This window comes from Stenotrophomonas sp., from assembly GCF_032056425.1.
GTDB lineage: Bacteria > Pseudomonadota > Gammaproteobacteria > Xanthomonadales > Xanthomonadaceae > Stenotrophomonas.
Window position 1 is genome coordinate 143,069 of sequence record NZ_DAMBCN010000001.1, and the last position, 15,196, is coordinate 158,264.

At 66.4% G+C, this 15,196-nt stretch carries 11 protein-coding genes; 7 read left to right on the forward strand and 4 right to left on the reverse strand.

All coding sequences use genetic code 11. The annotated features are described in order from the left end of the window. The first annotated feature begins 33 nt into the window (after nt 1-33). The 3 genes from RTY46_RS00630 to RTY46_RS00640 all read left to right on the forward strand — a co-directional run bounded on the left by RTY46_RS00630 (nt 34) and on the right by RTY46_RS00640 (nt 3,282). Complete coding sequence (locus tag RTY46_RS00630) at nt 34-927, forward strand: SDR family oxidoreductase (protein ID WP_312706178.1); 894 nt, start codon at nt 34-36, stop codon at nt 925-927. Nucleotides 928-1,095: 168 nt separating this feature from the next. Continuing rightward, nucleotides 1,096-2,682 (forward strand): histidine kinase famiy protein, encoded by a 1,587-nt coding sequence (locus RTY46_RS00635; protein ID WP_312706339.1) that lies wholly within the window; start codon nt 1,096-1,098, stop codon nt 2,680-2,682. Between the two features lie 123 nt (nt 2,683-2,805). Continuing rightward, on the forward strand, nt 2,806-3,282 hold the full coding sequence (locus tag RTY46_RS00640; RefSeq protein ID WP_312706179.1) for a hypothetical protein: 477 nt from the start codon (nt 2,806-2,808) through the stop codon (nt 3,280-3,282). 40 nt (nt 3,283-3,322) lie between these two features. On the opposite strand, the gene glgX is transcribed toward RTY46_RS00640, so the two are convergent. Next, nucleotides 3,323-5,467: a glycogen debranching protein GlgX gene (gene glgX, locus RTY46_RS00645; protein ID WP_312706180.1), complete on the reverse strand. Its 2,145-nt coding sequence runs from the start codon at nt 5,465-5,467 to the stop codon at nt 3,323-3,325. A 422-nt stretch (nt 5,468-5,889) separates the two neighbouring features. Here glgX and mutS point away from each other — a divergent pair, with 422 nt between their 5' ends. From mutS to katG, 3 genes are all read left to right on the forward strand, one after another. Next, nucleotides 5,890-8,445, forward strand: coding sequence for a DNA mismatch repair protein MutS (gene mutS, locus RTY46_RS00650; RefSeq protein WP_312706181.1), 2,556 nt, complete (start codon nt 5,890-5,892; stop codon nt 8,443-8,445). A gap of 133 nt (nt 8,446-8,578) precedes the next feature. Beyond that, nucleotides 8,579-9,181 (forward strand): DUF937 domain-containing protein, encoded by a 603-nt coding sequence (locus RTY46_RS00655; RefSeq protein ID WP_312706182.1) that lies wholly within the window; start codon nt 8,579-8,581, stop codon nt 9,179-9,181. A gap of 143 nt (nt 9,182-9,324) precedes the next feature. Then, nucleotides 9,325-11,565 carry a catalase/peroxidase HPI gene (gene katG / locus RTY46_RS00660; protein ID WP_312706183.1) on the forward strand — a complete coding sequence of 747 codons (2,241 nt, stop codon included), beginning with the start codon at nt 9,325-9,327 and terminating at the stop codon, nt 11,563-11,565. 109 nt (nt 11,566-11,674) lie between these two features. Here the strand turns inward: katG and RTY46_RS00665 are convergent, their stop codons facing one another. The 3 genes from RTY46_RS00665 to RTY46_RS00675 all read right to left on the reverse strand — a co-directional run bounded on the left by RTY46_RS00665 (nt 11,675) and on the right by RTY46_RS00675 (nt 13,632). Beyond that, complete coding sequence (locus RTY46_RS00665; RefSeq protein ID WP_312706184.1) at nt 11,675-12,868, reverse strand: cellulase family glycosylhydrolase; 1,194 nt, start codon at nt 12,866-12,868, stop codon at nt 11,675-11,677. A gap of 107 nt (nt 12,869-12,975) precedes the next feature. Then, nucleotides 12,976-13,383: an RNA-binding S4 domain-containing protein gene (locus RTY46_RS00670; protein WP_312706185.1), complete on the reverse strand. Its 408-nt coding sequence runs from the start codon at nt 13,381-13,383 to the stop codon at nt 12,976-12,978. Nucleotides 13,384-13,392: 9 nt separating this feature from the next. Further along, nucleotides 13,393-13,632 (reverse strand): hypothetical protein, encoded by a 240-nt coding sequence (locus RTY46_RS00675; RefSeq protein WP_312706186.1) that lies wholly within the window; start codon nt 13,630-13,632, stop codon nt 13,393-13,395. Between the two features lie 62 nt (nt 13,633-13,694). Here RTY46_RS00675 and RTY46_RS00680 point away from each other — a divergent pair, with 62 nt between their 5' ends. Beyond that, nucleotides 13,695-15,152 carry an MATE family efflux transporter gene (locus RTY46_RS00680; RefSeq protein WP_312706187.1) on the forward strand — a complete coding sequence of 486 codons (1,458 nt, stop codon included), beginning with the start codon at nt 13,695-13,697 and terminating at the stop codon, nt 15,150-15,152. Nucleotides 15,153-15,196 lie beyond the last annotated feature (44 nt).

Here is a 15,196-nt window from a genome sequence, read left to right on the forward strand (position 1 = left end):
CCATTCCTCCCCGCCCCACGATAAGGATCGACCATGACCGATCGTCTGAAAATGCAGGACCCCCGCAGCCAGTATCCGCAGCCGCCCTTCCCCGCCCAGCCGCAGCCCGTGCCGGGCAAGGCGGCCGCCATGGACCCGGTGCCGGACCACGGTGAAACCAGCTACCAGGGTTCGGGCAAACTGAGTGGACGCCGGGCGCTGATCACCGGCGCAGACAGCGGCATCGGTCGCGCTGCCGCCATTGCTTACGCCCGTGAGGGCGCCGATGTTGCCTTGTCCTATCTGCCGTCCGAAGCCTCGGACGCAGAAGAAGTGTTCGCACTGATCGAAGCCGAAGGCCGCAAGGCGCTGGCGCTGCCGGGTGACATCACCGACCCGGAGTGGTGCAGGACGATGGTCGAGCGCACCGTGGAAGCCTTCGGCGGCCTGGACATCCTGGTGGTCAATGCGGCCCGCCAGCAGTATCGGGACAGCATCGGGGAGCTGAGCGCAGAGGACTTCGACAAGACGATGAAGACCAACCTCTACGCCATGCACTGGATCTGCCAGGCAGCCGTTCCGCATCTGCCGCCGGGCGCGGCGGTCATCACCACTGCCTCGGTGCAGGCGTATGACCCGTCGGCCATCCTGCTGGATTACGCCACCACCAAGGCGGGTATCGTGGCCTACACCAAGGCGCTGTCGGCACAGCTGGTCGAAAAGGGAATCCGCGCCAATGTAGTTGCGCCGGGCCCGTTCTGGACGGCGCTGCAGTCCTCCGGTGGCCAACCGACCGAGGCGGTGACCCACTTCGGCACGCAGGTGCCGATGAAGCGGCCGGGCCAGCCGGTGGAGATCGCTCCGATCTATGTGCTGCTGGCCAGTCAGGAAGGCAGCTACCTGACCGGTGAAGTCTTCGGCGTAACCGGTGGTGCGGGCATTGCGTGAGGCCGATAGGCGTTAGTCTGAACCATTCATACTGAGCGCGGTCTTTTTCACTCCGGTTGTGGCAAGGTGCCGGGCTCTGATGGGCCCGGTACTGTTCCGGTCATCCGATCCAACCGAGCAGGGAATCGCGTGTCGAACGATCAATTCAAGGGATTTCCGTCGCCGTCGATACGAAGCGAGAACGCGTTGCCCATCGGTGACAAGCGATCAGACATCTTCTTCAGCGCCGTGGAAACCACGCGGATGCCGATGATCATCACCGATCCGCACCAGCCCGATAATCCAATCATCTTCGCCAACCGGGCATTCGTTGAAATGACCGGCTATGAGCGGGACGAGCTGCTTGGCCGCAACTGCCGCTTCCTGCAGGGGCCGGAGACCGATCCGGATGCAATCGCCGAGATCCGTGAGGCCATCGCCGAGAACCGTGAGGCCGCGACCGAGGTTCTGAACTACCGCAAGGACGGTTCGACCTTCTGGAACGCCCTTTTTGTGTCGCCGGTGTTCGACGACGCCGGCACGCTGGTGTACTTCTTTGGTTCGCAGCTGGATGTTTCGCGCCGACGTGATGCGGAGGATTCGCTTCGCCAGGCGCAGAAGATGGAAGCCCTTGGCCAGCTGACGGGCGGCATTGCGCACGATTTCAACAATCTTCTGCAGGTCATGTCCGGCTACCTGGAGATGATCACCGGCACGTCTGACAAGGAGCTTCCGCCCGACAGCTTCGTCAGGCGCGCCGCCACCCAGGCGCAGTCCGCCGCCAACAAGGCTGCGGTGCTGACCCAGCAGCTGTTGGCATTCTCGCGACGGCAGAAACTGGAGGGCCGCACGGTCAATCTCAATGCCCTCGTGTCCTCCACGGTGGAACTGGCCGCGCAACGGGTAGGCGCAGATGTACAGCTGCAGATGAATCTGGCACCCGCGCTCTGGAACTGCAGGATCGATACGACCCAGGCCGAAGTGGCCATTCTCAATCTGGTCATCAATGCGCGCGATGCGCTGAAGGGTCGGTCGGACCAGCGCGTACGGCTGAGCACGCGAAACGTGGAGGTCTCCAAGACTGCCGCTGCCAACGAACTCGATCACCTGCCGGCCGGTCGTCTGGTCTGCATTTCGGTGCAGGACAACGGCAGCGGCATGTCGCCGGACATTGTGCGCCGGGTGATGGACCCCTTCTTCACCACAAAGGAGGAAGGTGAAGGCACTGGCCTGGGACTCTCGATGGTCTATGGCTTCGTCAAGCAATCCGGCGGCACCGTGCGCATCGCCTCCGAGCCCGGCGTGGGCACCACGGTCAGCCTGTACTTCCCTGCCACCACCGATGCGCTGACCAAGGACGCCGCACCATCCAATATGGCCATGGACCGCGGCGGTAGCGAGCGCATCCTGATTGTCGAAGACCGTGATGATGTCGCCGAACTTGCGCAGATGCTGCTTGAAGGCGGCGGCTACCGGACCCGTGTCGCCAACGATGGGGCATCGGCGCTGGCGCTGTTGGAACAGGGCGAGGTCTTCGATCTGCTGTTCACCGATCTGATCATGCCCGGCGGCATGAATGGCGTCCTGTTGGCCCGTGAGGCCAAGCGCCGCCTGCCGAAACTCAAGGTGCTGCTGACGACGGGCTATGCCGAAGCCGGGATTGAACGTACAGATGCGGGGGGGTCGGAGTACGAGGTGCTGAACAAACCCTTCAACCGCCAGCAGCTGCTGCGCAAGGTGCGGCTGGTTCTTGAGGGACCGACCGGTGTCGGATGAGTGATCATGTGATCTGCGTGTGGCAACCTGCGCTGAACTCCGGCATCGGACTGCATTGCACGCGCGCCATGCGGCACCCACCTGATACGTGCGCCCGAGCATGGGCGCTCTCAGGAGAAATACATGCCGCACCACGAGAAAATCGCCTTGTCCGGCGTTATCGAACACGTGTTCGCCCACCGCTTTACCCTGCTGACCGATGGCCAGCCCTATCTGGCCGATCTGGGGCCGAAAGGCGCCGAGGCTTTCGCTCTCAAGGCCGGCCTCGCCGTTACCTTGGAGGGTGAACGCCGCCCTTCGGAAATCAAGGTCCTCAGCATTGCCCGCACCGGTGGCAGGCGGGTGGAGATCGAGCACAAGAAGCCGCACCACGGGCCGGGCCACCCTGCCGACAGGCACGCGCAGGCAGACCCCGCCGCCGCGCTGCATGCGGTGAAACAGGCGGGGTGGACATCGGCTGGGCAGCCGCAGCGTCACCCCAAGCACTTTGAAGTACTGGCCCGCCAGAACGGGGGCGCGTGGATGGAACTGCACGTGGACTTCGCTGGCCAAATCTACAAGCAGAAGCCCGCCGCCGCGCACAAGTGGGATATCGCGTAAACAACGGAAGCCCCGCGAAAGCGGGGCTTCTCTGCAGGGCTCAGCCAGCCGCCGCTGCCCCGCAACGGAAGACGGTGAGACTGCGCGGCGGGGCCAGCAAGTGACCGGCGCCCAGCACGTCCTGCTCACCCGCAAGGCCAGCATCGGTGGACAGCAGCATGGACCAGTCGAGCGAGGCCCCCTCGTCGTCCGGGAGCGCGAACTCGACCCCTTCGTGATAGGCGTTGATCACCACCAGCAGACTGGCGTCGCTGGCATGCTCGCGCACGCCTGATGCCTGAGCCCTGCCCTCCAGCAGGAGCCCGACCGAGCGCGCACCCGCGTCACTCCAGTCCTCATCAGACATCTCCCTGCCTGCGGGATTCAGCCAGGTCAGGTCGCGCACATCGGCCTGTTCGTTGTACTGGCCGTTGAGGAAGCGGGCGCGGGTCAGGATCCGATGGCGTTGGCGCAGGGCCAGCAGGTCGCGGACGAACTGGGCCAGCCGGCCCTCGGTGGTGTCTTGCTCCCAGTTGATCCAGGCCGTTTCGTTGTCCTGGCAATAGGTGTTGTTGTTGCCGCCTTGCGTCTGCGCGCGCTCGTCGCCGGATAGCATCATCGGCGTGCCCTGCGAAAGCAGCAGCGTCGCCAGCAGGTTGCGCATCTGCTGCTCGCGAAGCGCATTGATGCCGGCATCGTCGGTTGGCCCCTCGGCGCCATGGTTGCAGGACGAATCGTTGTTGGAGCCATCACGATTCTCCTCGCCGTTGGCGTCGTTGTGCTTCTCGTTGTAGCTGACCAGGTCATTGAGGGTGAACCCGTCGTGCGCCGTGATGAAGTTGACCGAGGCCCACGGACGGCGGCCGCGTCGGTCGAACAGATCCGCCGAGCCGGTCAGCCGCGTGGCAAATTCGGCCAGCTTGCCCTCGTCGCCCTTCCAGAAGCTGCGGGCGGTATCGCGGAACTTGTCGTTCCACTCTGCCCAGCCCGGCGGGAAGTGCCCGACCTGGTAGCCACCCGGGCCGCAATCCCACGGCTCGGCAATCAGCTTGACCTGGCTGAGCAGCGGATCCTGGCCGACCGCATCGAGGAAGCCGCCACGCTGGTCGAACCCTGTCGGTTCCCGCCCCAGGATGGTGGCGAGGTCGAAGCGGAAGCCGTCCACGTGCATGTCCTGCGCCCAGTAACGCAGGGAGTCGCAGACGAAGCGGATGGCCTGCAGGTTGCTCAGATTGAACGTGTTGCCCGTACCGGTGTCGTTGATGTAGTAGCGCTTGTCCTCGGCCAGGCGATAGTAGCTGGCATTGTCGATCCCCTTGAATGACAGCGTCGGCCCAAGCTCGTTGCCTTCAGCGGTATGGTTGTAGACCACATCCATGAATACCTCCAGACCTTTCCCGTGCATGGCCTTGACCATGTCGCGGAACTCGTCGCGATGGCCACTGGCCAGATAGCGACGCTTGGGCGCGAAAAAGGCCAGCGTGTTGTAGCCCCAGTAATTGCGCAGGCCCTTTTCCAGCAAGTGGTTGTCGTCCAGATAGGCGTGCACCGGCAGCAGCTCCACGGCGGTCACGCCCAGGTCGCGGATGTAATCGAGCACGGCAGGCTGGGCGAGGCCGGCACAGGTCCCACGCACGTCCTGGCCTACGTCGGGATGGCGCTGGGTGTATCCGCGCACGTGGGTCTCGTAAACGACCGTGCGGTTCCAGGGCGTGAGCAGGCGCTCATCCCCTTCCCAGTCATAGGTGTCTTCCACCACCACGGCCTTGGGCATGAACGGCGCGCTGTCACGCTCATCAAAGCTGAGGTCGCCATCCGGGTGACCGATGGTGTAGCCATAAAGCTCATCGGCCCAGGTCAGGTCGCCATCGATTTCGCGTGCGTAGGGGTCAGGCAGCAGCTTGTGGTGATTGAAACGGTGGCCTTCAGCCGGAGCGTACGGGCCATGCACCCGGTAGCCGTAGCGCTGGCCTGGCTTTACCTCGGGCAGGTAGCCGTGCCAGATCTCGTTGGTGTACTCCGGCAGCTCGATGCGCTGTTCGTTTCCCTCGTCGTCGAACAGGCAGAGTTCAACCTTGGTGGCGTGCGCGCTGAAAAGCGCGAAGTTGGTGCCGTGGCCGTCGAAAAAGGCGCCTTGGGGGAACGGGCGCCCCTCGCGGACGCGGGACGGGGTGGCGTAGCGTGTGGATCTTGCCGGGTCGCGCATGGGGGATACTCTGTGTACCGGTTGCGGGGTCGCAGCCGGAGAGCTGCGAGCATCCCGGTCGTGCCGTCTAGACCGTGTCGCGGCGGCATCACACAGATTTGCAGTCCGTGTCCGAGCCGGAAACGCTCACCGAAGCGCCGTCCCAACGCGACCCGGTGGCGCCGCCCAGCAGACGGCAATGGCCTTCTGCAGGCTGCCAACACCTGTGGGGACAGGGCCGCCTTGCACGATGGCCCACAACCGGGCGCGTGGCCCACTCAGTTCGCGGATTTGGCGGTGGGTCAGCTTAAACTTGGTGCCTCGGTTGCGCGCCGTCAGCTGCCGAGATCGATCGCTACAACCCGTAGGAAGTTCTCTTGCAAACCACTGATTCAAAAGCGAAACCGTCTGCATCGAAGGGCAGTGCAGAGCACACGCCCCTCATGAAGCAGTTCTTCGCAGCCAAGTCCGACTATCCGGACCTGCTGCTGTTCTTCCGCATGGGCGACTTCTACGAGCTGTTCTACGACGACGCTCGCAAGGCGGCGCGGCTGCTGGACATCACCCTCACCCAGCGCGGCAGCTCCGGCGGCGCGCCCATCCCGATGGCCGGCGTGCCGGTGCATGCCTACGAGGGCTACCTGGCCCGCCTTGTGGCGCTGGGTGAATCGGTGGCCATCTGCGAACAGATCGGCGACCCGGCACTGGCCAAGGGCCTGGTCGAGCGCAAGGTCGTGCGCATCGTCACCCCCGGCACGGTCACCGACGAGGCTCTGCTGGACGAGCGCCGCGACACCCTGCTGATGGCGCTGTCGCGCAGCAAGCAGGGCTATGGCCTGGCCTGGGCCGATCTGGCCGGCGGCCGCTTCCTGGTCAACGAAGTGGAAACCGACGACGCACTGGAAGCCGAACTGGCCCGCCTGGAGCCGGCCGAACTGCTGGTGCCCGATGAAGAGAACTGGCCCGAGTTCCTGCGCCAGCGCATCGGTGTGCGCCGCCGCGCGCCGTGGCTGTTCGATGCCGACAGTGGCCGCCGCCAGCTGCTGGCCTTCTTCAAGCTGCACGACCTCAGCGGCTTCGGCATCGACGACAAGCCGCGTGCCACCGCTGCCGCCGGCGCCCTGCTCGGCTATGTGGAAGAAACCCAGAAGCAGCGCCTGCCGCACCTGACGTCCATTGCGATGGAAACGGCCGGTGAGGCGATCGCGATGAACGCCGCCACCCGCCGCCATCTGGAACTGGACACGCGGGTCGATGGCGATACCCGAAACACCCTGCTGGGCGTGCTCGACAGCACGGTCACGCCGATGGGCGGCCGCCTGCTGCGGCGCTGGCTGCACCGCCCGCTGCGCCTGCGCGAGGTGCTGGTGCAGCGCCACCATGCGGTGGAAACGCTGATCGACCGCGGCAGCGATGCAGACATCCGCGAACAGTTCCGCCGCCTGGGCGATCTGGAACGCATCCTCACCCGCGTGGCGCTGCGCTCGGCGCGCCCGCGTGATTTTTCCACCCTGCGCGATGGCCTGGGCCTGCTGCCGGCCGTGCGCGAGGTGCTGGCGCCGCTGGATTCGCCGCGCCTGCAGACCCTGCACGCTGCACTGGGCGAGCACGACGAGTGTGCGCACCTGCTGGCCAGCGCCATTGCCGAAATGCCGCCGCTGAAGCTGAGCGATGGCGGCGTGCTGGCCGATGGCTTCGATGCCGAACTGGACGAGCTGCGCCGCCTGTCCACCCACGCCGACCAGTTCCTGGTTGACCTGGAACTGCGCGAGCGCGAGAGCAGCGGCATTCCCACCCTGAAGGTGGGCTACAACCGCGTGCACGGCTACTACATTGAAATCAGCAAGGGCCAGTCCGACCGCGCGCCGGTGCACTACACCCGCCGGCAGACGCTCACCAATGCCGAGCGCTACATCACCGAAGAACTGAAGGCGTTCGAGGACAAGGTACTGTCCGCGCGCGATCGTTCGCTGTCGCGCGAAAAGTACCTCTACGAACAACTGCTCGACACCCTGGGCAGCCAGCTGGAACCGCTTAAGCAGTGCGCCGCCGCACTGAGCGAACTGGACGTGCTGGCCGCCTTCGCCGAACGCGCGCAGGCGCTGGACTGGGCGCGCCCGGAACTGCAGGCCGAGCCCTGCCTGAAGATCGAACGCGGCCGCCACCCGGTGGTCGAGGCGGTGCGCGAACAGCCCTTCGAACCCAACGATCTGGACCTGCACCCGGACCGTCGCATGCTGGTCATCACCGGCCCGAACATGGGCGGTAAGTCCACCTACATGCGGCAGAACGCGCTGATCGTGCTGCTGGCCCATATCGGCAGCTTCGTGCCGGCCAGCCGTGCCCTGATCGGCCCGATCGACCGCATCCTTACCCGCATCGGCGCCGGCGACGACCTGGCCCGCGGGCAGTCCACCTTCATGGTGGAAATGGCCGAAACCAGCTACATCCTGCACCACGCCACCGCGCATTCGCTGGTGCTGATGGACGAGATCGGCCGCGGCACGTCCACCTACGACGGCCTGGCCTTGGCCGATGCGGTGGCACGCCATCTGGCCTACCAGAACCGCTGCTACACGCTGTTTGCCACCCACTACTTCGAACTGACCGCGCTGGCCGACGAGCAGCACGAAGGCGGCGCCAGTGGCATTGCCAACGTGCATCTGGATGCGGTCGAGCATGGCGATGCACTGGTGTTCATGCATGCCGTGAAGGACGGCCCGGCCAACCGCAGCTTCGGCCTGCAGGTGGCCGCGCTGGCCGGCCTGCCACGCGCCACCGTGGCGCAGGCACGGCGCCGCCTGGCCGAACTGGAACAGCGCGGTGGTGAAAGCCATGCCGCCGCCGTGGCCCCGCAGGCGCTGGATGCACCGCAGCAGTTCGGCCTGTTCGCCGCGCCATCGAACAAGGCGCAGGAAGCGCTGGCAGCGATCGATCCGGACGAGCTGACCCCGAAGCAGGCGCTGGAAGCGCTGTACCGGTTGAAGGCGTTGTTGTAACGGCACCCGCCGGGCATGGCCCGGCGCTACCGGTCGGCACGGCGCCCGCCCGGGCGCCATGATCCCTTCGCACTGCCGTCGTGTACCCGGCGTTATGCTCGGGCGGTCCCTCCTTCACTGAACGGAGACCGCCATGAATACGCAATCCCTCGCCGCGTCCCTGTTCCAGCAACTGCAGCAGGGCCAGGGCCTGCAGCAGGTATCACAGCAGCTTGGCCTGGACAGCGCGCAGACCCGCCAGGCGGTGGGCAGCGCCCTGCCCCTGCTGCTGGGCGCCATGGGCCAGAACGCCAGTGAACCGCAGGGCGCGCAGTCCCTGCTCAATGCCCTGCAGCGCAACCACAGCGGCGGTGGCGGCGGCTTCGACCTGGGCGGCATCCTCGGCGCGATGATGGGCGGCGGTGGCAGCAGTGCCACCGACGGCGCCGGCATCCTCGGCCACGTGTTCGGCGGCCAGCAGCCGCAGGCGGCCGCGGCTCTGGGCCAGAAGACCGGGCTGGACAGCGGCACCTCCGGCAAGCTGCTGGCGATTCTCGCCCCCATCGTCATGTCGTTTTTGGCCCAGCGGTTTGCCCAGCAGGGCAATGCCACCGAACTCAGCAGTGCGCTGGGGCAGGAAGCGCAGAGCGGCGGCGGCCTGGGCAGCCTGCTGGGCGGCGCCCTGGACCAGGACGGCGATGGCCAGTTCGGGGCCAGCGACCTGATGAAGCTGGGCGCAGGCCTGTTGAAGCGCTGATCGGCCACGACCGTCCTAGCCAGACGGCACCATAGGTCACCACTATCGCATTGGTTGAATCAATCGAATTTACCGATCATCAGGCCCTGCCTATCGTGGGCTTGAATCCGATTCCCATTTCGCCAGCCCACAGGTAGATACCCATGAAAAGCGAAGCCAAGTGCCCCTTCAACCATGCCGTGGTCGGTGACGCCACGACCAACCGCGACTGGTGGCCGAACCAGTTGCGCGTGGACCTGCTGAACCAGCATTCGGCGCGCTCCAACCCGCTCGATGCCGGCTTCGATTACGCCAAGGCGTTCCAGGGCCTGGATTACGCGGCCCTGAAGGCCGACCTGAAGGCACTGATGACCGACTCGCAGGACTGGTGGCCGGCCGACTTCGGCCACTACGGCGGCCTGTTCATCCGCATGGCCTGGCACAGCGCCGGCACCTACCGCATCGGCGATGGCCGCGGTGGTGGCGGCCGCGGCCAGCAGCGCTTCGCTCCGCTCAACAGCTGGCCGGACAACGTCAGCCTGGACAAGGCCCGCCGCCTGCTGTGGCCGATCAAGCAGAAGTACGGCCAGGCCATTTCCTGGGCCGACCTGCTGATCCTGACCGGTAACGTCGCCCTTGAATCGATGGGCTTCAAGACGCTCGGCTTCGCCGGTGGCCGCCCAGATACCTGGGAACCGGACCAGGACGTGTACTGGGGCCGCGAAACCACCTGGCTGGGCGGCGACGTGCGCTACAAGCACGGCTCCGAAGGCGTGCAGGAAGACCACGGCGTGCTGGTGTCCGATGACGATGCCGACGGCGATGTGCATTCGCGAAAGCTGGAAAACCCGCTGGCCGCAGTGCAGATGGGCCTGATCTACGTGAACCCGGAAGGCCCGGACGGCAACCCCGACCCGGTGCTGGCCGCGCATGACATCCGCGATACCTTCGGCCGCATGGCCATGGACGATGAGGAAACCGTCGCCCTGATCGCCGGTGGCCACAGCTTCGGCAAGACCCACGGCGCCGGCCCGGCCGACAACGTGGGCAAGGAACCGGAAGCGGCCGATCTGGAAAACCAGGGCCTGGGCTGGGCCAACAGCTTCGGCAGCGGCAAGGGCGGCGACACCATCACCAGCGGCCTGGAAGTCACCTGGACCCGCACCCCGGCGCAGTGGAGCCACGACTTCTTCGAGATCCTGTTCGGCAACGAATGGGAACTGACCAAGAGCCCGGCCGGTGCCCACCAGTGGGTGGCCAAGAATGCCGACGCGGTGATTCCAGACGCACACGATCCGTCGAAGAAGCATCGCCCGACCATGCTGACCACCGACCTCTCGCTGCGCATGGACCCGGCGTATGAAAAGGTCTCGCGCCGTTTCCTGGAAAACCCGCAGGCCTTCGCCGATGCCTTCGCCCGCGCCTGGTTCAAACTGACCCACCGCGACATGGGCCCGCGCGCGCGTTATCTCGGCCCGGAAATTCCGGCCGAACAGTTCATCTGGCAGGACCCGCTGCCGGAAGCGCAGCACCCGCTGATCGACGCCAAGGACATCGCCGCGCTGAAGCAGCAGATCGCCGCCAGCGGCCTGAGCGTGGCCGAGCTGGTGTCCACCGCCTGGGCGTCGGCCTCCACCTTCCGCGGCTCGGACAAGCGCGGTGGTGCCAACGGTGCACGCGTGCGCTTGGCCCCGCAGAAGGACTGGGCGGTGAACCAGCCGCAGCAGCTGGCCAAGGTGCTGGCCGCGCTGGAAAAAGTGCAGGCCGCGTTCAACGCCGGCAGCAGCAAGCAGGTGTCGCTGGCAGATCTGATCGTGCTGGCCGGTGGCGTGGGTGTGGAACAGGCGGCCAAGGCCGGTGGCCATGAGGTCAGCGTGCCGTTCACCCCTGGCCGCACCGATGCCAGCCAGGAACAGACCGACGTGGAATCGTTCGCGGTGCTGGAACCGGCCGCCGATGGCTTCCGCAACTACCTGAAGGGCGCCTACGCGGTGCCGGGCGAGGCCCTGCTGATCGACAAGGCACAGCTGCTGACCCTGACCGCGCCGGAGATGACCGCGCTGGTTGGTGGCCTGCGCGTGCTCGGTGCCAACGCCGACGGTGGCAAGCACGGCGTGTTCACCGCGCGCCCGGGTACGCTCAGCAACGACTTCTTCGTGAACCTGCTGGATATGGGCACGCAGTGGAAGGCCACCGGCCGCGAAAGCTACGAAGGCCGTGGCCGCGGCGACGGCGCCGCCCGCTGGACCGGCACCCGCGCCGATCTGGTGTTCGGTTCCAATGCCGTGCTGCGCGCGCTGGCCGAGGTCTATGCCAGCGCAGATGGCGAGAAGAAGTTCGTGCAGGACTTCATTGCCGCCTGGACGCGGGTGATGGAACTGGATCGCTACGACCTGCACGGCTGATGTGATGCGGGTGGTCGCCGGGCATGGCCCGGCGGCCATGCCCCGGTAGATGCCAACCTTGGTTGGCATGCAGCAAAACCGCCCACCAAGGTGGGCGACTACCTGGGGACTACGGTGCCCCGTCTTTCAACCGCTGCAGAATCGGTGCAAACAACGGCGACTGCGACGACCGCGGTGGCTGCACCGCCTCACCCTTCTCCACCGCCTGCCAGTACGACCACGGCAGGGCCTTGTCGCCCAGCTCGTAGTCCATCCCATCCCAGCCATCCTCACGGAAGGCATAGAACGCCCAGTGCACCCGCTGCTGCTCGGCCACCGCCAGCACATCGCGCAGGTAGGCGGGGCAATCCGGCCAGCGACGCATGCAGCCGAACTCACCGATCACCATCCGGTTCGCGCCGATACCATGGGTCTTGGCCCAGTCCATCGGCTGCTGCAGGTAGCCGCGCACGCGCGAGGCATCCCAGCGTTGCCTGCCAGCGCCGAACGGCACTGTGGCCGGGTAACGATACGGCGTGGCGCGCTTCTGGTTGGGTGCACTGGTTGCCGCATACGGCTCGTACATGTGCACGCTGTACAGCAGCTTCGAATCGTCCAGCGGCGCCGGCCAGTACTCGAATGCATCGGCCGCCGCGTACCAGCCGGCGTCCAGCATCAGCGGCATGTCCGCATCCACCGCACGCACGCTGGCAATCAATCCCCGGTACAGCACGCGCAGATCCCGCGGGCCGTCCTGCACGCTGGCATACCACTGCTGCATCACCGCGCGAGGCGCGTGCTCGGCCAGCGCGGTGCCGTATTCGGGCGCCGGCTCGTTGATGAGGTTGTAGGCGGCCAGCGCCGGATGCCCCTTCAGGGCCGTGGCCAGGTCACGCCAGAAGCGTTGCGCCGGCAGATGGTTGTCCATCGACTGCCACAGGCGCTGGTCGACCACATCATCATTCTTCTGCCTCCAGCGCAGCAGCGGCAGCGACAACGGCACCAGCACGACCTTCAGGCCCGAGGCATCCGCGTCATCCAGCGCACGGCGCAGGGTCGCCACGTCGGCGGGCACGAGCGCCTGGTAGTGGTCGGCATCGCCGATCAGGAAGTCGCGGCCGCCGGCGCTTTTCCACTTGTCCGGGCTCAGCCGCACCCAGGTCGCGCCGGTGTCCCGCAGCGCCTGGAAGTAAGCGCGGTCCGGTGGAGTGTCGTTGAAGCTGTTGCCGCCGCGTTGCGGCGCGTCCCAGAAGGTGATGTCGGCGGCGAACACCGGGGAGACGCTGGCGAAGGCAAGGCACAGCAGGCTGCGGCGCAGGAACATGCAGGTCTTCCATGAAGAGGAAGATCCAACGTGCGGGGTGAAAACCGAACGGTGGCTGAGTACCTTCCCGTTCGCCGGGCATGGCCCGGCTAGCGCAGCGGTTGCCGTCAAAGCGCGTCCAGATCACCCAGCGCGCGGATCAATCGCCGCGCGCGCTTGTCCGGCTTGTGCTCCGGCGGCTGGAAACCATCGCGGGCGGCGATACGCAGCGCGCGCTGCTCGGCCCGACGCGCCTTCGACGCTTCGCTTTCCACGTACAGCTGCTGCGCCACCGGCGCCGGGCCGCGCTGGTCGCTGATGCCCAGCACCTGGATCTCGAAATGTTCCTCGCCTCGATCCACCTGCACCTGCTCGCCCACGCGCACCGCGCGTGAGGATTTCGGGCGCTGGCCGGCCACGCTCACCTTGCCGGTTTCAATGGCCTGCTTGGCCAGGCTGCGGGTCTTGAAGAAACGGGCCGCCCACAGCCAGATATCCAGGCGGACACTGGGCGGCAGCGGGGAAAGCTCGGACATCGGCGGAAACTACTCCGGGGGGCGGTTCAAGGGACGCGGGTTGTCGGGGTCGGCCCGGCAGCCGGTGCCGCCGATCAACGGCTTCACACCAGAGGCCAGATCCTGGCGTTGGCTGCCCACCAGGCATTCGGGTCGGTCGGTCGGCCGTATCTGGGTATCGCCCAGACGGTCGTCCATGGAACATGCGGGCAGCACGGCCACGATCAAGGCCAGCGCGATTGCGCACACCCCCTGCTGTTGCTGAAGCATTGCCACACCCCGCAAACCGGCTTGGTGCTAGTGTGCGCCTCCCGGCATTCGATCTCCAGCCCATGGCCAAAGCGCCGCTTGACCTGACTTCCGGCCCGATCGGGCGCAATCTGCTGCTGTTCGCGCTGCCCATCCTGGCCGGCAACATCGCCCAGTCACTGAATGGTTCGGTGAACGCGGTGTGGGTCGGGCGTTTCCTGGGCGAGGCGGCGCTGACCGCCACCGCGAACGCCAACAACATCATGTTCTTCCTGATCGGTTCGGTGTTCGGCTTCGGCATGGCCGCCACCATCCTGATCGGTCAGGCCATCGGTGCGCGCGACATCGGCCAGGCCCGGCGCGTGGCCGGCACCAGCGCCACGTTCTTCATTGGCCTGTCGGTAGTGATTGCCATCGCCGGCTGGTTCCTGGCCCATCCGCTGCTGGAAACGATGGGCACGCCGGCCGCTTCGCTGCCGCTGGCCGAGGCCTACCTGCGCGTGATCTTCCTGGCCATGCCCACGCTGTACGCGTTCGCCTTCCTCAGCGCCGCGCTGCGTGGTGCCGGCGATTCACGCACGCCGTTCCGCTTCCTGCTGGTATCGGTGCTGCTGGATATCGCGCTGAACCCGGTGCTGATCTTCGGCCTGGGCCCGTTCCCGGAACTGGGCATTGCCGGCTCGGCCTTGGCCACGCTGGTGTCGCAGACGCTGTCGCTGGCCGGCCTGCTGCTGTACATGCGGCACAAGCGGCACACGCTGTGGCTGGGGCGTGCCGACATGCACCTGTTCAAGCTCGATCTCACCATCCTGCGCGCGCTGGTGGTCAAGGGCGTGCCGATGGGCCTGCAGATGGTGCTGATCTCGCTGTCGGTCATCATGCTGATGACCATGGTGAACCAGTACGGCACCGACACCGCCGCCGCCTACGGCGCGTCGCTGCAGTTGTGGAACTACGTGCAGATGCCAGCCATGGCCATCGGCGCGGCGTGTTCGTCGATGGCCGCGCAGAACGTGGGTGCGCAGCGCTGGGACCGCGTGCGCGGCGCTGCGCGGCAGGGCGTGCTGTTCAATTTCCTGCTGACCGGGGCGCTGATCCTGCCACTGGTGGCGCTGGACCAGTATTCGCTGGCGCTGTTCCTGCCGCAGGGCAGCGAGTCGTTGCAGATCGCCCGCCACCTGAACCACGTGGTGATCGGCTCGTTCCTGTTCTTCGGTGTCAGCTTCGTGATCTCCGGCGTGGTGCGCTCCACCGGTGCGGTCATTCCACCGCTGCTGATCCTGGCTGCTTCGCTGTGGGGCGTGCGCGTGCCGTTCGCTGAATTCCTGCAGCCCTACTGGGGCGCCGATGCAATCTGGTGGAGTTTCCCGGCCGGTTCGCTGGTGTCCATGCTGTTGTCGCTGGCGTATTACCGCTGGGGTGGCTGGCGCAAGGCGCGGATGATCACCCCGCCGGCGCCGGCCGAAGTGCTGGCCACGCCCTCGGAAGTACCAGCCTGCCCGCCCTCGCCGGTAGCCGACCCGGATGCCGTGACCCGCTAGCGCCGGGCCATGACCGGCGAGCGCAGCGGCTGCCAGACATCCGC